General features: G+C 64.4%; 17 protein-coding genes. 9 read left to right on the top strand and 8 right to left on the bottom strand.

Annotation, left to right across the window (positions count from 1 at the left end; all coding sequences use genetic code 11):
• Nucleotides 1-319: 319 nt before the first annotated feature.
• Together GE253_RS04715 and GE253_RS04720 are read left to right on the top strand one after the other, a co-directional pair.
• A complete protein-coding gene (locus GE253_RS04715) occupies nucleotides 320-1,537 on the top strand; it encodes an efflux RND transporter periplasmic adaptor subunit (protein ID WP_153202993.1) in 1,218 nt (405 codons plus the stop codon).
• Between the two features lie 232 nt (nucleotides 1,538-1,769).
• Complete coding sequence (locus tag GE253_RS04720; protein ID WP_153202994.1) at nucleotides 1,770-4,952, top strand: efflux RND transporter permease subunit; 3,183 nt, start codon at nucleotides 1,770-1,772, stop codon at nucleotides 4,950-4,952.
• Between the two features lie 213 nt (nucleotides 4,953-5,165).
• Here the strand turns inward: GE253_RS04720 and GE253_RS04725 are convergent, their stop codons facing one another.
• The 4 genes from GE253_RS04725 to GE253_RS04740 form a co-directional block, all read right to left on the bottom strand.
• Nucleotides 5,166-5,975 carry a DUF4198 domain-containing protein gene (locus GE253_RS04725; protein WP_153202995.1) on the bottom strand — a complete coding sequence of 270 codons (810 nt, stop codon included), beginning with the start codon at nucleotides 5,973-5,975 and terminating at the stop codon, nucleotides 5,166-5,168.
• A 153-nt stretch (nucleotides 5,976-6,128) separates the two neighbouring features.
• The gene (cydX, locus tag GE253_RS04730; protein WP_153202996.1) at nucleotides 6,129-6,239 is read right to left on the bottom strand and encodes a cytochrome bd-I oxidase subunit CydX; all 111 of its coding nucleotides are present in this window, start codon (nucleotides 6,237-6,239) and stop codon (nucleotides 6,129-6,131) included.
• 21 nt (nucleotides 6,240-6,260) lie between these two features.
• Complete coding sequence (gene cydB, locus GE253_RS04735) at nucleotides 6,261-7,415, bottom strand: cytochrome d ubiquinol oxidase subunit II (RefSeq protein WP_153202997.1); 1,155 nt, start codon at nucleotides 7,413-7,415, stop codon at nucleotides 6,261-6,263.
• A gap of 5 nt (nucleotides 7,416-7,420) precedes the next feature.
• Nucleotides 7,421-8,995: a cytochrome ubiquinol oxidase subunit I gene (locus GE253_RS04740; protein ID WP_153202998.1), complete on the bottom strand. Its 1,575-nt coding sequence runs from the start codon at nucleotides 8,993-8,995 to the stop codon at nucleotides 7,421-7,423.
• Nucleotides 8,996-9,396: 401 nt separating this feature from the next.
• On the opposite strand from GE253_RS04740, the gene GE253_RS04745 reads away from it, so the two are divergent.
• On the top strand, nucleotides 9,397-10,104 hold the full coding sequence (locus GE253_RS04745; RefSeq protein ID WP_348770774.1) for a Crp/Fnr family transcriptional regulator: 708 nt from the start codon (nucleotides 9,397-9,399) through the stop codon (nucleotides 10,102-10,104).
• 181 nt (nucleotides 10,105-10,285) lie between these two features.
• On the opposite strand, the gene fghA is transcribed toward GE253_RS04745, so the two are convergent.
• Both fghA and GE253_RS04755 read right to left on the bottom strand, forming a co-directional pair.
• Complete coding sequence (gene fghA, locus GE253_RS04750; RefSeq protein WP_211101343.1) at nucleotides 10,286-11,125, bottom strand: S-formylglutathione hydrolase; 840 nt, start codon at nucleotides 11,123-11,125, stop codon at nucleotides 10,286-10,288.
• A gap of 67 nt (nucleotides 11,126-11,192) precedes the next feature.
• Complete coding sequence (locus GE253_RS04755) at nucleotides 11,193-12,302, bottom strand: S-(hydroxymethyl)glutathione dehydrogenase/class III alcohol dehydrogenase (RefSeq protein ID WP_153203000.1); 1,110 nt, start codon at nucleotides 12,300-12,302, stop codon at nucleotides 11,193-11,195.
• Between the two features lie 182 nt (nucleotides 12,303-12,484).
• On the opposite strand from GE253_RS04755, the gene GE253_RS04760 reads away from it, so the two are divergent.
• The 4 genes from GE253_RS04760 (at nucleotide 12,485) to cueR (ending at nucleotide 18,435) form a co-directional block, all read left to right on the top strand.
• Entirely contained in the window at nucleotides 12,485-13,363 is an 879-nt protein-coding gene (locus GE253_RS04760; RefSeq protein WP_153203001.1) for a LysR family transcriptional regulator, read from the top strand.
• Nucleotides 13,364-13,591: 228 nt separating this feature from the next.
• Entirely contained in the window at nucleotides 13,592-15,667 is a 2,076-nt protein-coding gene (locus GE253_RS04765; protein ID WP_173012498.1) for a methyl-accepting chemotaxis protein, read from the top strand.
• A gap of 84 nt (nucleotides 15,668-15,751) precedes the next feature.
• On the top strand, nucleotides 15,752-18,040 hold the full coding sequence (locus tag GE253_RS04770) for a heavy metal translocating P-type ATPase (RefSeq protein WP_153203003.1): 2,289 nt from the start codon (nucleotides 15,752-15,754) through the stop codon (nucleotides 18,038-18,040).
• A complete protein-coding gene (cueR, locus tag GE253_RS04775; protein WP_153203004.1) occupies nucleotides 18,037-18,435 on the top strand; it encodes a Cu(I)-responsive transcriptional regulator in 399 nt (132 codons plus the stop codon). Before GE253_RS04770 ends, cueR begins: the two co-directional genes overlap by 4 nt.
• A gap of 32 nt (nucleotides 18,436-18,467) precedes the next feature.
• On the opposite strand, the gene GE253_RS04780 is transcribed toward cueR, so the two are convergent.
• Nucleotides 18,468-19,085, bottom strand: a complete 618-nt coding sequence (locus GE253_RS04780) for a glutathione S-transferase (protein ID WP_153203005.1) — start codon at nucleotides 19,083-19,085, stop codon at nucleotides 18,468-18,470.
• A gap of 212 nt (nucleotides 19,086-19,297) precedes the next feature.
• Here GE253_RS04780 and GE253_RS04785 point away from each other — a divergent pair, with 212 nt between their 5' ends.
• Nucleotides 19,298-20,680, top strand: coding sequence for an FAD/NAD(P)-binding protein (locus GE253_RS04785; protein ID WP_173012499.1), 1,383 nt, complete (start codon nucleotides 19,298-19,300; stop codon nucleotides 20,678-20,680).
• Between the two features lie 73 nt (nucleotides 20,681-20,753).
• A complete protein-coding gene (locus tag GE253_RS04790; RefSeq protein ID WP_153203007.1) occupies nucleotides 20,754-21,494 on the top strand; it encodes an SDR family oxidoreductase in 741 nt (246 codons plus the stop codon).
• On the opposite strand, the gene GE253_RS04795 is transcribed toward GE253_RS04790, so the two are convergent.
• Complete coding sequence (locus tag GE253_RS04795; protein ID WP_153203008.1) at nucleotides 21,495-22,319, bottom strand: 3-keto-5-aminohexanoate cleavage protein; 825 nt, start codon at nucleotides 22,317-22,319, stop codon at nucleotides 21,495-21,497.
• Between the last annotated feature and the right edge of the window lie 174 nt (nucleotides 22,320-22,493).

Consider the following 22,493-nt stretch of genomic DNA (forward strand, 5'->3'; position numbering starts at 1 on the left):
GGGTTCCCGGCGCTGCTTTTAGCCTTTGATGGGGGAGAATCGCCGAGTTTCGCGTCGAATCGCAGGGTTTTGCTGAAAAATCGTTCCTCCTGCGACGGCCATCACAGCGCCATAACGGCAATGCGGAATAAGGTGATGGTGGCGCGGTCCACAAAACCCCGGACCGCTCCCCCCCAAACAGCTTGGCCCAAGGTGGATTCGGCAGATGAAGGCCGGTCCGTCAGCCGGTCCGGCTGCCCAAATGACTGATCATCTTTCAATTCCGTCGCGGAACCGTGGCGGAAACCGCCCTCGTGCGGCCTATCGCAGGAGCCATGACATGACGCGCAAGCGCAACAAGCTGGCCTATCTTCTGGCAGCGGGCGCCACTTTCACCGTTCTTGGTGGAGTCGCCGTCTTCCAGGGTGGACCCCATATGCCCAAAGCCCAGGCCGCCAGTGCCGCCGCCGCCCCGGCAGCGGTGGAGGTGGATGTCGCCCCCGTGGTGGCCCGCAAGGTGGTGGATTGGCAGAGCTATTCCGGCCGGCTGGAAGCGGTTGAACGGGTGGATATCCGCCCCCGCGTAGCCGGCACCATCACCCAGGTGCATTTCAGGAATGGTGCCCTGGTATCCCAGGGCGACGTGTTGTTCACCATCGACCCGGAACCTTTCAAGGCCGATCTGGCACGGGCCGAAGCACAATTGGCTGCCGCCCAGGCCCGGCAGCGCTATGCCGATGCTGAAATGGCCCGTGCGGCCAAGCTGGTGGCCGACAGCACCATCACCCGCCGCACCCTGGATGAGCGGGACAATAACGCCCGGGAAGCCGCCGCGTCCGTCCGTGCGGCGGAGGCCGATGTTCGTACGGCACGCCTGAACCTCTCCTACACCCAGGTGACGGCCCCGATTTCCGGCCGCGTTTCCCGGGCGGAAATTACCGCCGGCAATGTGGTCGCTGCCGGCGCCGGTGGCGTGGCGCTGACCAGCATCGTGTCGGTTTCCCCCATCTATGCCGCCTTTGATGTGGATGAGCAGACCTATCTGCGCCACATCGCCTCGGTAAAGGATGACAGGGGCGTGCCGGTGCGGCTGGGGCTGGCCAATGAGAGCGATTATTCCCGCGACGGCGTGATCGAACATGTCGATAACCGGCTGGATGCCGTCTCCGGCACCATCCGGGTGCGGGCTTCCTTTGACAATAAGGATGGCGTGCTGGTGCCTGGCCTGTTCGCCCGCATCCAGGTCGGCGGATCAGAGCCGGAACCGGCGGTGATGGTGGATGAACGCGCCATCGGCACCGACCAGGATAAGAAATTCGTGCTGGTGGTAAGGGCCGACAACAAGGTGGAATACCGCGCCATCAGCCTGGGCAGCCGCCAGGAAGGCCTGCGCATCATCACCAAGGGCCTGGCACCGGGCGAGCGTATTGTCGTCAACGGCATCCAGCGCGCCCGTCCGGGCGATCTGGTGCAGCCCAACATGGTGGCGATGGAAAAACCCGCAACGCAGGCCGCCGATGCCGGGAAGGTAGAGGCGGGCAAGCGGGGGGATTTGTGAGGAGGGGAGCCCTTTTCATGTCGGTGACAAGCCAGAGAGACGACGCCAACCATTTTGGGATCGATAAGCGCTTCTTCCACCGTCACCCCGGCGAAGGCCGGGGTCCAGAGGCCACAAGCGCTTTGCTCTACGAACCTGGACCCCGGCCTTCGCCGGGGTGACGGTAAGTGAGAGAGGCCTCTTCCCACAAAAGACGACCAATCACCCGCCCGCCCTGCCGAGGCTATTTCCCATGAATATTTCCCGATTCTTCATCGACCGCCCGATCTTCGCGGGCGTGTTGTCGGTGGTGGTTTTCCTGGCGGGGTTCATTGCCCTGTTCCGGTTACCCATCGCCGAATATCCCGAGGTGGTACCGCCCTCTGTCGTGGTGCGCGCGCAGTACCCCGGTGCCAACCCCAAGGTCATCGCCGAGACCGTTGCCTCCCCGCTGGAGGAACAGATCAACGGTGTGGAAAACATGCTCTATATGCAGTCGCAGGCGAACAGCGACGGCAATATGGCGCTGACCGTCACCTTCAAGCTGGGCACTGACCCCGATCAGGCCACCCAGTTGGTGCAGAACCGGGTTTCCCAGGCGCTGCCCCGGCTGCCGCAGGATGTGCAGCGGCTGGGCGTGACGACGGTGAAATCCTCGCCCACCCTGACCATGGTGGTGCATCTGCACTCCCCCAATGACCGGTATGACATCACGTACTTGCGCAATTACGCGGTGCTGAATATCCGCGACCGGTTGGCCCGCATCCAGGGCGTGGGCGAGGTGCTGTTATGGGGTGCGGGCGATTACGCCATGCGCGTCTGGCTGGACCCCAACAAGGTGGCCGAACGCGGCCTGACCGCCAGCGATGTGGTGGCCGCCATCCGTGACCAGAATGTGCAGGTGGCCGCCGGCGTCATCGGCGCCAGCCCATCGGTGCCGGATGCGCCTTTGCAGCTATCCGTGAATGCCCAGGGCCGGCTGAAAACCGTGGAGGAGTTTCAGGATATCGTCCTGAAGACCTCTGACGGAGCCGTGACATATCTGCGCGATGTGGCGCGGGTGGAACTGGCCGCCGCTCAGTATGGCCTGCGCTCCCTGCTGGATAACAAGCCGGCCATCGCCATGGCCATCAATCAGGCCCCCGGTGCCAATGCCCTGGCCATTTCCGAGCAGGTGCGCACGGTGATGGCTGAGTTGAAGCAGGACATGCCCGATGGCGTCGATTACGCCATCGAATATGACCCCACCCGCTTCGTGCAGGCCAGCATCGATGCGGTGATCCACACGCTGCTGGAAGCCATCGCCCTGGTGGTGCTGGTGGTGATCATCTTCCTGCAGACCTGGCGTGCCTCCATCATCCCGCTGCTGGCGGTGCCCATCTCCATCGTCGGCACCTTCTCCCTGATGCTGGCCTTCGGTTTCTCCATCAATGCCCTGTCGCTGTTCGGCATGGTGCTGGCCATCGGCATCGTGGTGGATGATGCCATCGTGGTGGTGGAGAATGTGGAGCGCAACATCGCCGAGGGCCTGTCACCCAAACAGGCCACCTATAAGGCGATGCAGGAGGTGAGCGGCCCGATCATCGCCATTGCCCTGACCCTGGTGGCCGTGTTCGTGCCGCTGGCCGCCATGTCCGGCCTGACGGGGGAGTTCTATAAGCAGTTTGCGATGACCATCGCAATTTCGACGGTCATTTCCGCCTTCAACTCCCTGACCCTCTCCCCTGCCCTGTCGGCCCTGCTGCTGAAGGGGCATCATGACAAGCCGGATTGGCTGACGCGCGGCATGAACAAGGTGCTGGGCGGCTTCTTCCGCCTGTTCAACCGCACCTTCCAACGCGGGTCGGAAGCCTATGGGGCCGGCGTTTCCGGCGTCATCCGCCGCAAGGGCACGATGATGGCCATCTATGGCGCGTTACTGGGGCTGACCTTCCTGCTGGGCAACGCGGTGCCGGGCGGCTTCGTGCCGGCGCAGGACAAGGAATATCTGATCGGCTTTGCCCAGCTTCCCACCGGTGCCTCGCTGGACCGCACCGAAGATGTCATCCGCACCATGAGCGACATTGCCCTGAAACAGCCGGGCGTGAAGGCCGCCATCGCCTTTCCCGGCCTGTCGGTCAATGGTTTCACCAATTCCTCTTCCGCCGGCATCGTCTTTGCCACCCTGGAACCTTATGAGGAACGGGCCAAGCAGGGCCTGTCGGCAGCCATCATCACCCAGCAGCTTCAGCAGAAATATGCCGGGCTGAAGGAAGCCTTCGTCGCCGTCTTCCCGCCGCCGCCGGTGATGGGGCTGGGCACGCTCGGCGGTTTCAAGCTGCAGGTGGAAGATCGCGGCGCGCTGGGGTATGAGGCGCTGGCCAAGGCCGCCAATGATTTCGTCGCCAAGGCGCGGCAGACCCCGGAACTGGGGCCGACCTTCAGCTCTTACGAAATCAACGTGCCGCAGTTGGATGTGCAGTTGGACCGGGTGAAGGCCCGCCAGTTGGGCGTGCCGGTGACAGAGGTCTTCTCCACCATGCAGGCCTATCTCGGCTCGCTCTATGTCAATGATTTCAATCTGTTCGGTCGCGTTTACCAAGTCCATGTGCAGGCCGATGCGCCGTTCCGCGCCCATGCCGATGATATCGGCCTGCTGAAGACCCGCAATGATCAGGGAATGATGGTGCCGCTGTCATCCCTGGTACAGGTGGTGCAGAGCTACGGCCCGGAAATGGTGGTGCGTTATAACGGCTACACCGCCGCCGATATCAATGGCGGACCGGCGCCGGGCTTCTCCTCCGGCCAAGCGCAGGCGGCGGCGGAGCGGATCGCGGCAGAAGTGCTGCCGCGTGGGATGCGCTTTGAATGGACGGATCTGACCTATCAGCAGATCCTGGTCGGCAATGCGGCGCTGTGGGTCTTCCCCATCTCCGTGCTGCTGGTCTTCCTGGTGCTGGCCGCCCAGTATGAAAGCCTGACCCTGCCGCTGGCCATCCTGCTGATCGTCCCGATGAGCCTGATGTCCGCCCTGGCCGGTGTCTGGCTGACCGGCGGGGATAACAACATCTTCACCCAGATCGGCTTCATGGTGCTGGTCGGGCTATCGGCGAAGAACGCCATCCTGATCGTGGAATTTGCCCGCGAGTTGGAGGCCCATGGAAGAACCGTGGTTCAGGCGGCGATTGAGGCCAGCCGGCTGCGGCTGCGCCCCATCCTGATGACCTCCATCGCCTTCATCATGGGCGTGGTGCCGCTAATCACCAGCAGCGGGGCCGGGGCGGAAATGCGCCAAGCCATGGGTGTTGCCGTGTTCGCCGGGATGCTGGGCGTCACCCTGTTCGGCCTGCTGCTGACCCCGGTCTTCTATGTGCTGCTGCGGTACATGGCGGGGGCCAAGCGGCATGAGGCCGGGCACATCACCCCGGAAGGCATGATGGCGGCGACCGGGGACTGATTTCCGGCCACCGCCACCATTGGACCGCCGCAGGCTTCCGGGGCTGCGGCGGTTTTCTTTTAACAACCTGTACACATCCCGATGATCGTCACCGATCATCGGGCTTCAGTCGCCAGCGCCTGCATCCGCAGGCTCGGCTACGCCGCACGTGCGGCGCGGCGGCAGTCGCCGCCGTACCGGTTGCTGATGAGCCATGCTCATCAGCAACCGGTATTAACCCTGAACCTCAAACGTCAGGGTGACGCTATAGCTTTTCACCGCCACCGCCCCTTCTGGGGCTTCCACACGGTAGCGGGCCAACAGCAGATGGGGCCCGTGTTCCTTCAGGGCGAAGCTGGCCTTGCCGTCCTTATCGGTCACGGCCTTGGCGGCAGCCTCGTGCTTGTCCTCACCCTTTTCGTCATGTTCATGCTCCCCGCCGCCGCCTTGCAGGGTGATATCCACCCCGGCCAGTGGCTTGCCCTGGAAAAGAAGCTGGACCGGAAAGCTGCCGCCCTCATCCAGCTTGGACGGATGGGCGAGCGGCAGGATTTCCAGGCCGCTGCCGGTCGGCTTCAGGGCCGCGTCGCTGGCGGGGCCCTTGCTGACATAGACGTCCGCGCGGGTGACGCTCTGCGCGTCGGCCACGCGGGCACCGGCGGGTGCCTCCTTCGGGTCGCGCAGCGCCTCCCACTTGCCATTGACCAGCGCCATCTTGCGCGTGGCACCGGGACGCTCGCCGGTGGAGAAGCGGTAGGTGCCGTTTTCCGGCAAAGCAGCCTCAAACACCGCCAAGTCTTTTAAATAGATGATATTTTCGATCTTCTGCTTCACGCCCGCCGGGGTGATGACATGGTAATCATCCGCCTTCATGGCGATATCGGGTGTGAATAATTCCTCGGTAAAGGAACCCTCAACGGTCACATGGTCGCGCTGCGGCGTGGTGAAGACATTCGGCTTCAGATATTGCGTATGCGCCACCGCCGGCAGGGCGGCCAACAGGGCCAGGGCAGCCACAGCGGTTCTGATCGTTCCACGCTTCATGGTGATGTTCCCAACGGTGATTTTATCGTTGAGAGAATAAGTAATGCGAATTGGTCTTAATTGCAAATCATTGTTGGTGATGCAAAGGGGCTGTTCCCCGTCATCCCGCAATAGCCGGGATGACGGGGACAGATATGGGCGTAGAAGTGTCCCCTACTCCATCCCACGTTCCTTGGCGTCTTCGCGCATTTCAAACCACATTGCATTCAGTACCGCGAAGGCCGCCGCCAGGGGCAAGCCCAGCATCCAGGCGAAATACCACATGGTCGGTTTCTCCTTTCAAACTCAATAGAAATGCCCGGCCTCTCGCCGCAGCGCCGCCTCATCCACCTTGCCCCACAGGATGCGGTAGACCCAGGCGGTATAGGCCAGCACCACAGGCAGGATCAGCACCGTCACCACCAGCATGATGAACAGGGTCTGGTGGGAAGAAGAACTGTCCCACACGGTCAGGCTGGAACGTGGGTCGCTGGAACTGGGCAGGATGAAGGGGAACATGGAAACCCCCACCGTGCCGATGACACCGAAGATCGAGGTGCCAGAGGCCAACAATGCGATCCCTTCCCAACGGCCGCGCAACCCGACAAAGGCCAGCCCCGCCCCCAGCAGCCCCAGCAGCGGGGCCAGCAGCAGCAGCGGATAGGCCCGATAATTATCGAACCAGGCACCGGCATGGGTTGCCACCTGCTTGTAAAGCGGGTTGGACGGCCCGGCCACATCCTGCGTACCCAGCACGCGATAACCATCCACCCACAGATAAAGCGCGATGCCGGCCAGTACGAACAGGGCAATGGTCAGCAATGCCGCCACCGAGCCCACAACCCGCGCCCGTGCCGCCACGGCGCCTTCGGTCTTCAGCACCAGCCAGCCGGCCCCGTGCATGGCCAGCATCGATACCGACAGCAGCCCGCACAGCAGCGCAAACGGGTTCAACAGGCCGAAGAAGCTGCCGGTATAGAAGGAGCGCAGATCATCATCCAGATGGAAGGGCACGCCCTGCAGCACATTCCCCACAGCCACGCCGAATATCAGCGCCGGCACAAAGCCACCAATGAACAAGGCCCAGTCCCACACGGCCCGCCAGCGCGGTTCCTCCCGCTTGGAGCGGTATTTGAACGCCACCGGTCGCAGGATCAAGGCCGCCAGCACCACGAACATGGCGAGATAAAAGCCGGAGAAGGAGACGGCATAGAGTGGCGGCCAGGCCGCGAAGATCGCGCCGCCGCCCAGGATGAACCAGACCTGATTACCCTCCCAGACCGGTCCGATGCTGTTGATCATCACCCGCCGTTCCACATCATCCCGACCCAGGAAGGGCAGCAACATGCCCACCCCCATATCGAACCCATCCGTGGCGGCAAAGCCAATCAGCAGCACGCCCAGCAGCACCCACCAGATCAGGCGCAGCGTTTCGTAATCGATCAATTCATGCAGGATCATGATCGTCACTCCGCAGCGATGGTGTGATGGGCCGGGCCGGCCACCGGCCCGTGCTCAGGTTGCGGCCCTTTGCGAATGGCGCGCACCATCAAGGAAACCTCCACCACGAACAAGGTGCTGTAGAACAGCACGAAGCCCGCCAGCGTGATCAACAGGTCGGTCACGCCCAGGCTGGAGACGGCCACCGCCGTGGGCAACACCCCTTCGATGATCCAGGGCTGACGGCCATATTCGGCCACCAGCCAGCCCAGTTCAGCCGCGATCCAGGGCAGCGGAATGGACCAGACCGCCACCCAGAGCAACCAGCGCGGCTGACCCAACCTCTGCCGCGCCGATTGCCAGAAGAAGGCCGCCATCAGCGCGATGAAGAAGAAGCCCAGCCCCACCATCAAGCGAAAGGACCAGAAAAGCGGCGCGACATGCGGCACCAGATCCCAGGCCGCCGCCTGGATCTGTGCCGGCGTGGCATCGGCGGGATCATCGACATAGCGTTTCAGCAGATAGGCATAGCCAAGATTGCCGCCATGCGCCTCGAAAAGCTCCCGCGCTTGGGCCGGGGCCTTTTCCAGACTGCGGGCCTTGCGAATTTCCGCCAGCGCGCCATAGGCGACAATGCCGCTTTCAATCCGCTGCCGCCCACGCTCCACCAGCTCATTGATGCCGGGTACTTCCGTATCCAACGAACGGGTGGAGATCAGGCCAAGCGCCCAGGGAATGGTCAGCACATGATGAGTCGTACGCGCTTCCTGATCGGGGAAGCCGATAGCGGTGAAGCTGGCCGGGGCCGGCTCGGTCTCCCACATGCCCTCAATGGCGGCCAGCTTCATCTTTTGATGTTCGGTCGCCAGATAGCCGCTTTCATCCCCCAGCACGACAACGGAGAGCGATGAAAGCAGACCGAAGGAGCAGGCCACCGCCATGGAGCGTTTGGCCAGTTGCAGATGCCGCCCCTTCAGCATGTACCAGGCCGATACGCCCAGCACGAAGACCGAGGCCGTGACATAGCCGGCGGACACCGTATGCACAAACTTGGCCTGGGCCACGGTGTTGAACAGCACGGCCCCGAAATCCTCAATCTCCATCCGCATGGTGGCGGGGTTGAAGACGGAACCGACCGGGTTCTGCATCCAGCCATTGGCGATCAGGATCCACAGGGCCGACAGGTTGGAGCCGATGGCCACCGCCCAGGTGGCGGCCAGATGCTGCACCCTGGTCATCCTGTCCCAGCCGAAGAAGAACAGGCCGACGAAAGTGGCCTCCAGGAAGAAGGCCATCAGCCCTTCGATGGCCAGCGGGGCCCCGAAAATGTCGCCGACATAATGGCTGTAATAGGACCAGTTCATGCCGAACTGGAATTCCATGGTGAGGCCGGTGGCCACCCCCAGCACGAAATTGATGCCGAACAGGGAACCCCAGAACTTGGTCATCTGCCGCCAGATGTCCCGCCCCGTCATCACATAGACCGTCTCCATGATGGCCAGAATGATGGACAGGCCGAGCGTCAGCGGCACAAACAGAAAGTGATAGAGCGCTGTCATGGCGAATTGCAGCCGTGACAGTTCAACGATGTCGAGTTCCATACCTGCCTGCCGGTGAACCGGCCCCCCGGAATGGTCGGCAGCCACCAGGATGGGGCCACCTGCTTTACTGGTGTGGAACGGAGCCGGACCGCAATCGTTCAAACTGGCATTCGGATCAACTGCTTATCTGCCAGCCCCATCCCACACCGGGATATGGGACCGGATGATGCACCCACCGTCCAAAGGCTGCTTTGCGGATTGTCAAAGGCGTTGAACGGGCGGGGGTCCGGATTTCCTTTCAACAAGCACAGGGCAACAGCTTGGCGCAAAAGCCGGGGTCGGACCAGACCAATGCACTGGTTGCGACAAATATTCACCCAGCCAACAACACCCGGATCATGGCCGCTTGCCCGCCCCGACCGGATCAGCCTATTGATGGGGAGGCATTCGGGAGGGTTGGTGTGAAAGCGGCACGGATCATTGCGGCACGGCAAGGGCTGGCTGCCTGCCAGCATTGCGGCATTCGCCATCTGGCTTTGTTCGCCGATCTGCGCGACAGCGATTTCGACCTGATCCACCAGCCCATCGAGGAAATCCATGCTGAGCCGATGGAGCAGATCTATCATCTGGACCAGGAGGCGACGGCCATCTTCACCCTGCGCTCCGGCCTGGTGAAGCTCGTGCATATCCAGCCGGATGGATCGCAGCGCATCGTCCGGCTGATCCGTCCCGGTGGGGTGGTGGGGCTGGAGGCGCTGGTGAAGCCGCGTTACGAGCATCTGGCCGTGGCACTGCTGCCGGTGGAGCTTTGCCGCATTCCCGTCAGTGTGGTGAGCCAGCTGCAAACCAACACGCCCCGCCTGCATCAGAAGCTGATGGAGAAATGGCACGAGGCGTTGAGCGTGGCTGATGATTTCCTGACCGGGCTGTCCACCGGCAGTGCCCGACAGCGGTTGGCCCGGCTGTTACTGACCCTATCGGAGGAAGCACCGGATCAGCCGGTGCGCCTGTTCACGCGGGAGGATTTCGGGGCCATCCTGGCCGTCACCCTGGAAACCGCCAGCCGCACCGTAACCGACCTGAAGCGCAGCGGCGCCATCCGAGAGATCGCGCATAATCAGGTGATCTGCGAAAGAGGGGCGCTGCTGGCGGCGGCGGAAGGGGTTTAGAGCCACCCCATTTTCCGTCACCGCAGCGAAGGCCGATGGTTATTGCTGCCTCCCCCGCGAAAGCGGGGGTCCAGGGCCACAAGAACAACGCTAGGCGCTTACCGCCCCTGGACCCCCGCTTTCGCGGGGGAGGCACGTTGTTTGCACAAAGCCGTCCTTGCAGCCAGAGACCAAATCCCCCTTACAATCTCTCCACATGCCAGCGCAGGTGATCTTCCATGAAGCTGGAAATGAAGTAATAGGAATGGTCATACCCTTCCTGCATCCGCAGGGTCAGGGCGATGCCGGCCTTCCGGCAAGCAGCTTCCAGCAGATCGGGGCGCAACTGACCGTCCAGGAAGCCATCCGCCGTCCCCTGGTCCACCAGGATTTCCGGCACCAGTGCACCATGTTCAATCAGCGCCACCGCATCATGGCTCAGCCATGCCGCCTTGTCCGATCCCAGATAGGCGGGGAATGCCTTCTGTCCCCAGGGCACCTGGGTGGGGGCCACAATGGGCGCGAAGGCGGAAACGGATTTAAACCGCCCGGGATGGCGCAGCGCCACGGTCAGCGCACCATGGCCGCCCATCGAATGGCCGGTAATGCCCTGGCGGTCCATATCCACCGGGAAATACCGCATCACCAGATCCGGCAATTCTTCCGCCACATAGGTCCACATGCGGAAATGCGGTGCCCAGGGTGCCTCTGTGGCGTCGACATAGAAGCCGGCCCCCTGCCCCAGATCCCAACCGGCATCATCGGCCACGCCTTCGCCGCGCGGGCTGGTATCCGGGCAGACGATGACCAGTCCCAGTTCCGCCGCCAGCCGCCGGAACTCCCCCTTCTCCGTCACATTGGCATGGGTGCAGGTCAGGCCGGATAGATACCACAGCACCGGCAGCTTGCGCCCATTCACCGCCTGGGGCGGGGTGAAGACACTGAACACCATGGGCGTGCCGGTGGCGCTGGATTGGTGGCGATAGACACCCTGAATGCCGCCATGGCTGCGGATGGTGGATATGGTCTCAATGCTCATCATCAATCCCAGCGTTGATGTGTGACGTCACACAGTAGGGGGAGGTCACATGACCTCCCTACCCCACCCCTTAAAACACCACGACGCTGCGGATGCTCTCACCCGAATGCATCAGATCGAAGGCCTTGTTGATCTCCTCCAGGCTCAGCACATGGGTGATCATCGGGTCGATCTCAATCTTGCCCTGCATGTACCAGTCGACGATCTTCGGCACATCGGTACGGCCACGCGCACCGCCGAAGGCGGAGCCCTTCCACACCCGGCCGGTCACCAGTTGGAAGGGACGGGTGGAGATTTCCTTGCCGGCTTCGGCCACGCCGATGACGACGGAAACACCCCAGCCGCGATGGCAGGCTTCCAGCGCCTGGCGCATCACATTGGTGTTGCCGGTGCAGTCGAAGGTATAATCGGCCCCGCCTTCTGTCAGGGCCACCAGATGCTGGACGATATCGCCGTCGATCTTGCTGGGGTTGACGAAATGGGTCATGCCGAAGCGGCGGCCCCATTCTTCCTTGCGGTCATTGATATCGACACCGATGATCTTGTCGGCCCCCACCATGCGGGCGGCCTGGATGACATTCAGGCCGATGCCGCCCAGGCCGAAGATCACCACATTGGAACCCGGCTCCACCTTGGCGGTATTGATCACCGCCCCCACGCCGGTGGTGACACCGCAGCCGATATAGCAGGTGGACTGGAACGGCGCGTCTTCCCGGATTTTCGCTACGGCGATTTCCGGCAGAACGGTGAAGTTGGAGAAGGTGGAGCAGCCCATATAGTGATAGATCGGCTGGCCCTTATAGCTGAAGCGGCTGGTGCCATCGGGCATCAAGCCCTTGCCCTGGGTGGCGCGGATAGAAGTGCAGAGGTTGGTCTTGCGCGACAGGCAGCTTTTGCACTGGCGGCATTCCGGGGTGTAGAGCGGGATGACATGATCGCCCGGCTTCAAGCTGGTGACGCCCGGCCCCACTTCGCGTACGATGCCGGCCCCTTCATGGCCCAGGATGGACGGGAAGATGCCTTCACTGTCAAACCCGTCCAGCGTATAGGCATCGGTATGGCAGATGCCGGTGGCCATGATCTCAATCAGCACCTCGCCCAGCTTCGGGCCTTCCAGATCGACTTCAACGATTTCCAGGGGCTTCTTGGCTTCAAAGGCGACGGCGGCGCGGGTCTTCATGGGGGCTTCTTCCGGCTTGTGGACATGGGAAAATCCCGCTGGCCGGTTCGGTCAGCGGGCGTTGCGTGACTATAGCCGGGGCCTTCCCCGGCAACAATCCCGGCTTTGAGGCAAAAAATTATTGCTGTATAGCAATAATCAAGAATGCACCGGTCCCCGGCAAAGGTCAGGAAACCGCCCCCATGCAGCCCTGGGATGGGATTGAGGAGTTTATTGCCACGGCGGAGACGGAGAGCTTTTCCCGCGCCGCCACCCGGCTGGGGGTTTCCACTTCCCATATCAGCCGGGAGGTGGCGCGGCTGGAAGACCGGCTTTCCGTCCGCCTGCTCTACCGCACCACCCGCCGGGTCAGCCTGACCGATGCCGGGCGGCTGTTCCTGGAACGCTGCCGCCGGTTGGTAGAGGAGCGGGAGGAGATGTTCGCCGCCGTCAGCGAACAGGATGGCGCGGCGCGTGGGCATCTGCGGCTGACCTGTTCCATTGCCTATGGCGAACGTTTCATCGTGCCGCTGGTCAACCGCTTCCTGGCCGATCACCCGCAGATGAGTGTCTCCATCGACCTGACCAATCGGGTGGTCGATCTGGTGGGGGAGGGGTTTGACCTGGCGGTGCGCATCGGTGCCAGCCTTGGCGACAGCCGGCTGATCGCCGTGCGGCTGGCACAGCGGGAACGCTATCTCTGCGCCGCCCCGGCCTATCTGGCGGCCCATGGCGTGCCCGCCGGGCTGGACGATCTGGCCCGCCATGCCTGCCTGCTGGGCACGGCGGAATTCTGGCAGTTCCAGGCCGGCGGGCGGCTGGTGGAATTCAAGCCGCGCGGTTCCTGGCGCTGCAACAGCGGCTTTGCCGTGCTGGATGCGGCCCGCCAGGGGCTGGGGCTCTGCCAATTGCCGGATTTCTATGTGGAACCCGATCTGGCCAGCGGGGCCCTGGTCAGCCTGCTGGAACCCCACCGCCCGCCAGCAGAGGGTATCTGGGCCGTTTATCCCCATCGCCGCCACCTGTCGCCCAAGGTGGCGCGGCTGGTGGATTATCTGAAGGCCCATGTCGGCCAGGCCTGATCGGGTCGGGTACCGGGGGCGAAAGGGAGCCTTGCATAGCCCCACCCGCCCCCTTTTGCGACATGAAATGAGGATCATCGGGTTAGATAGATACGCATCGAATTTTCATGGAAAATGCCGTTGAAAGCACGCGACCTTGCATTGCAATCCGTGCAAACATTCAACGTTAGCGTTTTTTCAGGCCCGGATGGCATTCACCCATCCGGGCCTGCCCCGCGGAGATCACCGATGCGCGTCAAGACCCTGTTCACCCTTTGCATTTCCGGTGCCGGCGTGATTGCGGTGGGGGTTGCCATGATGCTGGTGGCCCAACAGGTCAGTTCCTTGTGGAGCATCAACCAGACCGCGCGCTATCTGCGGACCTTCCAGGCCGTTTCCCGGATTGTTGAGCAATTGCCGCTGGAACGCTCGGCCTTCAACACCGCGCTGCAGGCGGACAGCGTACTGGATCAGGCGGGGCGGGACCGGATCGCCGCCGCGACCGGCAAGACGGATGAGGCCCTGAGCCAAAGCCTGAACGCCGCCGAGCATGAAATTGGCGACCCCGCCATCAAGGCAGTGCTGAGCAGCCTGAAAACCCATATCCAGGAGCTGCGCAGCCGCGCCCTGGAGGAGGCTGCAAAGCCCCTGTCCGCCCGCGATGCCAGCTTCCTGAAAGGCTACCCCGCCGCCGTCAACCGCACCATGGAAGAGGCCACGCGGCCGTTGCAGACCATGGAAGTGGTGGCATCGCGCCTGAATACCGGTGTATCCGATTTCATCGCGATGGCCCGCCTGACCAATGATTTCCGCTCGGCCGCCGGGGCCCGCTCCTCGCATCTCGGCCTCTATCTCTCCAATCCGGAGACGCGCACCCAGACGAATAACGAGAAGCATGGCGAGATAATGGCCCGGATCGAGGAGCGGTGGGCCCAGATCCAGGCACAGTTCAAACTGGCCGGGGAACCGCCGAAGGTGGCAGACGCCCTGGCCACGGTGGAGAAGCAATATTTCAAGGAAGGGGGCGACTATTACAACCGCATCGTCACCGCCGTGCGGAGCAATGCTGATCCGGGGATAACCCCGCTGGAATTCCGCACCGTTCAGGCCAATTTCGTCAAGCCGATCATGTCCATCCGCGATGCCGCCCTGACCACCGGGGCGGATTATCTGGATGACCGTGCCCGCACGGCCATGATCGGGCTGATCCTGGAAGGGGTGCTGACCCTGGGCATTGCCATTGCCATCGTCGCCCTGGGCTATGTTTTCAATCGCCGCGTCATCACGCCGTTGAACGGGCTGACCCAGGTGATCGGCCGGATGGCCGATGGGGAGCTGCAAACCACCATTGCCGGTGAAGCGCGCCCGGACGAGGTGGGCGATATTGCCCGCGGCCTGGTTGTCTTCAACCGTAATGCCCAGGAGCGGCAGCGGTTGGAGCAGATGGCCGCGACCGAGCGCCAGGCGCGCGAGGAACGGGTGAAGCGGGTGGAAACCCTGATCCACCAGTTCGAGGGGGCGATTGCCGAGGTGCTGCACGCCGTCGCCGCGTCGGCCACCGAGTTGGAGGGGACGGCCCATTCCATGAGCGGCATCGCCCAGGAGACCACTACCCAGGTCACCAACTGCGCCACCGTCTCCGAGCAGACATCCAGCAATGTGCAGACGGTGGCCGCCGCCAGCGAGGAGTTGGCCTCATCCAGCCTGGAAATCGGCCGTCAGGTCTCGGAATCCGCCACCATCGCCCTGTCCGCCGTCAATCAGGCGACGGAAACCGACCGCATCATGCGCGGGCTGGCCGATGCGGCGGAGAAGATCGGCAATGTCGTGCAGATGATCCAGGACATCGCCGCCCAGACCAACCTGCTGGCCCTGAATGCCACCATCGAAGCGGCGCGGGCGGGGGAGGCGGGCAAGGGCTTTGCCGTCGTTGCCAGCGAGGTGAAAAGCCTCGCCACCCAGACCGCCCGCGCCACCGAGGAGATTTCCGCCCAGATCGCCAGTATGCAATCGGCCACCAGCAGTTCGGTGGAAGCGATCAGCGGCATCGGCCAGACCATCCGCCGGGTCAGCGAGATTGCCGCCGCCATCGCCGCCGCGGTGGAGGAACAGGGGGCCGCCACGGCGGAAATCGCCCGCAATGTGCAACAGGCCGCCCGTGGCTCCCAGGAAGTGTCCACCAATCTGGGCCGGGTGGCCGAAGCCGCCGACCAGACGGGCGAAGCCTCCGGCGAGGTGCTGGCCGCCGCTGGTGAACTGGCCCAACAGTCGGAAGTCCTGCGCCGGGATATTGAAAGCTTCCTGGCCAATATCCGCACCGCCTGAGTTTTTCGTCGCAGAGCCCTTGACCTTGACATGGTGGCAAGCCCCACATGATGGGGCAGCCATTGTTGCCAAGGGAACCAGGCCATGGATGGAAGCGGAATAAGGGGGGCCGAAGCCGGCACCCAGATCGCCGAATATGACCTGTCATTGACGGGAATACGCTGTGCGGGCTGCGTCTCGCGGGTGGAGAAGGCGCTGCGGCAGGTGCCGGGCGTGGTGACGGCGGATATCAATCTGGCCAGCAAACGCGCGCATGTGCGCGCCATTGGCAGCGAGGCCGCCGCCCTTACCGATGCCGTGGCCGGTGCCGGTTATGGGGCCAGCCTGATTGTGGATGATGATCAGGTTGGACAGGGGGCCGACAACCCGCACGCCCACCATAAGCATAATCACGCAAGCGGCCATGACCATGCCGCCCATGCGGCAGACGCTGAGAATGCCGGCTGGCGCGTGGCGCTGGCCGGCATTCTCAGCTTGCCACTGCTGGCCCCCATGCTAGGGATCGTGCCCAACCTGCCGGGCTGGCTGCAATTCGGCCTCGCCACGCCGGTGATCTTCTGGCTGGGATGGCAGTTCCACAAAGGTGCCTTCCGGGCTGCCCGTGCCCTTCACGGCAGCATGGATAGCCTGGTGTCCCTGGGTACGCTGGCCGCCTGGGGCCTGTCCGTCTATCTGTGGCTGACCGCCCACGGCGACCACGCCCCGCATTTATATTTCGAGGCGGCAGCGGTGGTCATCACCCTGCTGCTGCTGGGCCGCTGGCTGGAAGCCCGCGCCATGGGCCGCACCATGGAAGCCATCCAGGCGCTGATGGCGCTGCGGCCCAGGCTGGCGCGGTTGCGGCTGCCATCCGGTGATGTGGAAGTGCCGGTGGCGCAATTGCGCGTCGGCGATCTGGTGGTGGTGCTGCCGGGCTCCACCGTACCCGTGGATGGCGCGGTGGTGGAGGGCGCATCCGATCTGGATGAATCCATGATCACCGGCGAATCCCTGCCGGTGGCCAAACAGAAGGACAGCCCCGTCACGGGCGGGTCGCTGAACGGGCCTGGCACCCTGCTGGTGCGCACAAGCGCCGTGGGGCGGGATACGATGCTGGCCCGCATCATCGCCATGGTGGAAGGCGCACAGGCCGCCAAGGCCCCCATCCAGCGGCTGGCCGATCGGGTGAGTGCCGTTTTCGTGCCGATCGTCCTGGTGATTGCACTTGCCACCCTTGCCGGCTGGACTCTCGCTGGGGTTGGGGTGGAAACGGCGCTAATCAATGCGGTTTCCGTGCTGGTCATCGCCTGCCCCTGCGCCCTGGGACTGGCCACGCCCACGGCGCTGATGGCCGGCACCGGCGTGGCGGCGCGCAGCGGCATCCTGATCAAGGATGCCGGGGCCCTGGAACGCGCCCATGCCGCCACCATTATCGTTTTCGACAAGACCGGTACGTTGACCGAAGGCAAGCCGGTGCTGACCGGCCTGACGCCCGCCCTTGGCGTAGACGCCACCGAGGCGCTGCGGCTGGCCGCCGGCCTGCAGGCGGGCAGTGAGCATCCGCTGGCCCGCGCCGTGCTGGATGCCGCCCGCGCCCAATCCCTGACGCCACCGGCTGCCAGCAACAGCCGCGCCCTGCCCGGCCAGGGCATGGCGGGCAGCGTGGAGGGGCGGGAACTGCGCCTGGGCCATGAAGGGCTGATGGCGGAACTGGGCGTGGATATCACCCCGCTGGCCGATGCCGCCGCCACGGCCCGCCAACAGGGGCACAGCCAATCCTGGCTGGCCGTGCAGGAAGGGGAGGGGACACAATGGCACCTGCTGGCCCTGTTGAGCTTTGCCGACGAACCCAAACCCAGCGCCGCCGCCGCCATCGCGGCATTGAAGGCGCAGGGGCTGCGCTGTGTGATGCTGACCGGCGATCATGAAGCCGCCGCCCGCGCCGTGGGCGACAGGCTGGGTCTGGATGAGGTGGTAGCCCGCCTGCTGCCCGACCAGAAGGCCGCCGCCGTGGCCCGGCTGCGCGGGGAGGGTGGCATCGTCGCCATGGTGGGCGACGGCATCAATGATGCGCCGGCCCTGGCCGCCGCCGATATCGGCTTTGCCATGGCGACGGGCACCAATGTGGCGATGGAAACGGCGGGCATCACCCTGATGCGGGGCGACCCGCTGCTGGTGGCCGACAGCATCGCCATTTCCCGGCGCACCTGGACCAAGATCCGCCAGAACCTGTTCTGGGCCTTCGCCTATAATGTCGTGGGCATTCCGTTGGCAGCCCTTGGCCTGTTGAACCCGATGATCGCCGGGGCCGCCATGGCCTTTTCCAGCGTCAGCGTGGTCAGCAACGCCCTGTTGCTGCGCCGCTGGCGGCCCCGCGCGGGGGGTGAGCGATGAATATCGGGCAAGCGGCCAAAGCGGCGGGTGTCACACCCAAAATGATCCGCCATTACGAGGCGACGGGCCTGTTGCCGGCGGCAGACCGCTCCGCCGCCGGCTACCGCCTCTATGGGGAGGCGGATATCCGCACCCTGCGTTTCATCCGTCAGGCCCGCGCCCTGGGCTTTCCGCTGGCCGATCTGGGTGGGCTGCTGCGCCTGTGGCATGACCGCGACCGCGCCAGCGCCGATGTGAAGGCGCTGGCCCTGTCCCATATCGCGCACCTGCAGGAACGGATCGACGAATTGCAGGTGATGAAACAGACGCTGGAGACGCTAGCCCGCCATTGCCAGGGCGATGCCAGCCCCCATTGCGCCATTCTGGATGGGCTGGACCAGGGGGGCGGGACATAAAGTTTCACGGGAAACATTTCCCGTAAAACAGCTCAATCGTGCGGCAGCTCACGGAAAACCGGCAAAGCCTCTGCCCGCGCCGACAGGGCGGCCAGCCGGGGGAAACGGCTGTTCCAATCCACATCATCGCCCCGCATGGCGCGGCTGAAATAGAAGGCCACCGCCGCCGTCACATCGGCTTGCATCGGGCGGTCGGCCAGCAGCCAGCCGGCCCCATCGCAGATGTCGGCTTCCAGCAGATCGAAAGCGGCCAGCATCTGCGCCCCGGTACGCTCCATCCAGGGCTGATGGCGCTTTTCCGCCGGGCGCAGCATTTCCTCATAAACCCGCTGCACCGCCTTTTCCGTGCCGGCCAAGGCCAGCCCGATCAGGCGCAGGCCCCGCATGTGGGCCGCCAGATCCGCCGGCATCAATCGCTGTTCCGGCGCGGCAAGCCGTTCGGCATGGTCCAGGATCAGGCTGGAATCCATCAGCACCACGCCATCCGACGTCACCAGGGTGGGGGCCTTGACCACCGGATTGATGGCGGCAAACTGGTCATAGGTGCGGAAAACCGATAGCGGCTCGTGGGTGAAGGGCAGGCCCATCAAGCGCAGCGAAATAGCCACCCGCCGGACATAGGGTGAATCCAACATCCCGATCAGCCGCATCGCCCTCTCTCCCCTTATGTCATGCCAAACCCGCCGCCGATGATCATGCCTGCCGGTCGCCGGGGCAACGGCCCACCACGCGGCCCACCCTTGTCCCATTGACAAGGCCGTCGCCCCTCCCGTTTAATTCTATTCCATCAGTAGGAAATTTTCAGCCGCACCCATCATGACAGGAGCCCGCCTATGCTGCCCTTCTGCCTGTGGATGACCCTTTGAGCCGGCCCACCGTCGCCATCATCGGTGCCGGGGCCAGCGGGGCGCTGACGGCCCTGCATATCCTCTCCAACCCCAATGGTCCGCGCATTTTCCTGATTGAAAAGCGGCAGGGCTTTGGCGTCGGCGTGGCCTACAGCACCGGCAATGCCAACCATCTGCTGAATGTGCGCGCCGGGAATATGAGCGCCTTTCCCGACCAGCCGGCCCATTTCACCGACTGGCTGCGTGACCGCGACCCGGACCTGCTGGCGGCGGGCTTCGTGCCCCGGCAAACCTACGGTGCCTATCTGTCCGGCCTGTTGCGCGCGGCGGCGATGAGCGACCGGGCTGCCGGTCGGCTAATGCTGGTGAATGATGAGGCGACCAGCCTGATCACCGGCGAAGGCCGCCCCCGGCTGCAGCTGGCGGTGGGGCGGGAATTGCTGATTGATGCGCTGGTGCTGGCCACCGGCAATGGCGCGCCGGAGCCACCCTATGTGCCCGATGGCGGGCTGGGGGGCTCCCCGCGCTATATCGGCGACCCGTGGGCCGCCGATGCCTTTCGCCATGTCGCCCCGAAAGACCCGGTGCTGCTGCTGGGCACCGGGTTGACCATGGTGGATGTGGCATTGACCCTGAAAAGCATCGGGCATGAAGGGCAGAAGATCGCCATGTCGCGGCGCGGGCTGCTGCCGCGCCGCCATGCCGCCCCGGTGGCGGTCCCGCCCGACCCGCTGCCCCCCTTACCGCCGGTTCTTTCGGCTGCACTGCGCATCGTGCGGAGCCATGTGAAACGCTATCACGCCGCCCAGGGGGATGGCGCAGACTGGCGGGCGGTGATCGATGCGCTGCGCCCGGTCACGCGCGGCTTCTGGCTGGCACTGGATACGCCCACGCGGCGGCGCTTCCTGCGCCATTTGCGGCCCTGGTGGGACGTGCATCGCCACCGGCTGGCCCCTATGGTGGCCGACCGGCTGGCGGCGATGCTGGAGAGCGGGGAGATCGCCCTCAAGGCCGGTCGGCTGCGTTCCTTCGCCCTGGAAGGGACCGGTGCCCGCCAGCAGGTGGCCGTGCAATGGCGGCCCCGGCGGGAGATGGCGGACGCGGTGCTGCACGTCGCCCATGTGGTGAATTGCACCGGGCCGGGGGGTGACCTGTCACGCAATGGGCCGCCGATCATCCGTTCCCTGCTGGCCGCCGGGCTGGCGCGGCCCGATGCGCTGGGGCTGGGGCTTGATCTGGATGGTGACGGGCGGCTGATCGCCGCCGATGGCTGTGCCGGACGTTTCTATGCCCTGGGCCCCGCGTCGCGCGGGGCATTTTGGGAGGTGACCGCCATCCCCGATATCCGGGTGCAGGCCCAGCAGGTGGCCGCCGCCATCTGCCGCGATCTGGGGTGACGGCGCGCACTGCGCCTGCCCCTTGAACCGGCTATCAAAAGGGCAGGCGGATCGCCCATCCCAGGAGACAAAGATGAACGCGCAAAACGGCAAGGTGGCCCTGGTCACCGGTGCATCCCGTGGCATTGGTGCGGCCATTGCCCAACGGCTGGCCCATGATGGCTTTGCCATCATCGTGAATTATGCCGGCAATCATGCCGCCGCCGAAACGGTGGTGAACGCCATCCAGGCCAAAGGCGGTCAGGCGCTGGCCGTACAGGGGGATGTGGCCGCCACCGCCGCCGTGCGCGCCCTGTTCGATGCGGCAGAGGCGCGGTTCGGCGGGGTGGATGTGCTGGTCAATAATGCCGGCATCTTCAAGCCCGCCCCCATCGCCAGCAGCGACGATGCGCTGTTTGACAGCCACATCGCCATCAACATCAAGGGCAGCTTCAACACCATGCGTGAAGCCGCCAACCGCCTGCGCCACGGGGGCCGGGTGATCAATTTCTCCACCAGCGTTGTCGGGCTGAAACTGGAGAACTACGCCATCTATGCCGCCACCAAGGCAGCGGTGGAAACCATGGGGGCCATCATGGCCAAGGAAATGCGCGGACGCGGTATCACCGTGAATGCCGTCGCCCCCGGCCCCACTGCCACCGACCTGTTTCTGGATGGCAAATCACCGGAACTGATCGACCGGCTGGCCAAGCTGAGCCCGATGGAACGGCTGGCCACGCCGGACGATATCGCCGCCGTCGTTGCCTTCCTGGCCGGGCCTGACGGTGCCTGGATCAATGGTCAGGTGCTGCGCGCCAATGGCGGCATGGTATAATCAGCCGCGATGCATCGCCCGCACATCGTCACCATTGGCCAACCGCCGCCCCGTCAAGGCCACGGCCTGGGCGGCGGTGGCGACCAGGGCGGCATTACCGGGGGCCAGGCTGCCGTCGGGCAGGTGCAGGTTATTTTCAAACCCCACCCGCGCGTGCCCGCCCAGCGACAGGGCCGCCTGGGCGCAGGCCGCCTCCTGCGCGCCAAAGGCACAGACGGCCCAGGGCGGCAGATTATCCAGCCCCTCCAGGAAGGGCAGCAGGTCGGCTGCCCGGCTTTGCTGGCCCGCACTGTAGCGACCCAGCACGAACAGCAGGAAATCCACCCCCTCCCCCAGCACGCCGCGCGCCTTCAGATCGTGGTAACGGGCCAGATCGTCGGGGGAATAAAGGATGATCTGCAGCATGATCTCCCGCTGGCGCATCCAGGCGAAGAATCCCGATGCCTCCACCTCATGCGCCGCATCGGGGACCAGTTCGCGGATGGCCAGCGACACCGCCTCCGGCGCCACCTCGCGCACCACCCGCATCTGTTCGGGCGGCTGATAGAGGCCGGCGGCTTCCGTGGTGATCTGCACCACCATACCCGGCCCCACCTGCCGACGAATGGCGTCGGTCGCCTGTCGATAGGCATCACCATCCAGCAGATGCCGCCCATCGGGCCGGCGCACATGGGCATGGATCATCGCCGCCCCCGCCGCCTGACAGGCGGCCGCATCGCTGGCAAGTTCGTCAGCCGTCAGCGGGATGGCGGGGTGATCCACCTTCACCCGCCGCGCCCCATTGGGGGCAACGGTCAGGATGGCGAGGGGAAGGGTAGGGGACATGGGATGGGGTTCCTGTGGGGGTGAAGGGGGTGAGTGAAGGCACAACATCGCCCGCTCTCTTCACCGTCATTCCCGCGAAGGCGGGAATCCAGCAGACGTTTCAGCAGCGGGCCGTTGATCAAATTGCACCGTCGTTTGGATTCCCGCCTTCGCGGGAATGACGGTAAAAGGGAA

Origin of the sequence: Niveispirillum sp. SYP-B3756, assembly GCF_009495745.1 — a bacterium.
Classification (GTDB): domain Bacteria; phylum Pseudomonadota; class Alphaproteobacteria; order Azospirillales; family Azospirillaceae; genus Niveispirillum.

Bases quoted from the DNA above. Each gene is read 5' to 3' on its own strand.
- GE253_RS04790 (WP_153203007.1), top strand. From the start codon at position 20,754: ATGAACGCGCAAAACGGCAAGGTGGCCCTGGTCACCGGTGCATCCCGT.
- GE253_RS04715 (WP_153202993.1), top strand. From the start codon at position 320: ATGACGCGCAAGCGCAACAAGCTGGCCTATCTTCTGGCAGCGGGCGCC.
- cydX (WP_153202996.1), bottom strand. From the start codon at position 6,239: ATGTGGTATTTCGCCTGGATGCTGGGCTTGCCCCTGGCGGCGGCCTTC.
- GE253_RS04760 (WP_153203001.1), top strand. From the start codon at position 12,485: ATGCAGCCCTGGGATGGGATTGAGGAGTTTATTGCCACGGCGGAGACG.
- cydB (WP_153202997.1), bottom strand. From the start codon at position 7,415: ATGATCCTGCATGAATTGATCGATTACGAAACGCTGCGCCTGATCTGG.
- cueR (WP_153203004.1), top strand. From the start codon at position 18,037: ATGAATATCGGGCAAGCGGCCAAAGCGGCGGGTGTCACACCCAAAATG.
- GE253_RS04795 (WP_153203008.1), bottom strand. From the start codon at position 22,319: ATGTCCCCTACCCTTCCCCTCGCCATCCTGACCGTTGCCCCCAATGGG.
- GE253_RS04725 (WP_153202995.1), bottom strand. From the start codon at position 5,975: ATGAAGCGTGGAACGATCAGAACCGCTGTGGCTGCCCTGGCCCTGTTG.
- GE253_RS04780 (WP_153203005.1), bottom strand. From the start codon at position 19,085: ATGCGGCTGATCGGGATGTTGGATTCACCCTATGTCCGGCGGGTGGCT.
- fghA (WP_211101343.1), bottom strand. From the start codon at position 11,125: ATGATGAGCATTGAGACCATATCCACCATCCGCAGCCATGGCGGCATT.
- GE253_RS04755 (WP_153203000.1), bottom strand. From the start codon at position 12,302: ATGAAGACCCGCGCCGCCGTCGCCTTTGAAGCCAAGAAGCCCCTGGAA.
- GE253_RS04765 (WP_173012498.1), top strand. From the start codon at position 13,592: ATGCGCGTCAAGACCCTGTTCACCCTTTGCATTTCCGGTGCCGGCGTG.
- GE253_RS04770 (WP_153203003.1), top strand. From the start codon at position 15,752: ATGGATGGAAGCGGAATAAGGGGGGCCGAAGCCGGCACCCAGATCGCC.
- GE253_RS04740 (WP_153202998.1), bottom strand. From the start codon at position 8,995: ATGGAACTCGACATCGTTGAACTGTCACGGCTGCAATTCGCCATGACA.
- GE253_RS04720 (WP_153202994.1), top strand. From the start codon at position 1,770: ATGAATATTTCCCGATTCTTCATCGACCGCCCGATCTTCGCGGGCGTG.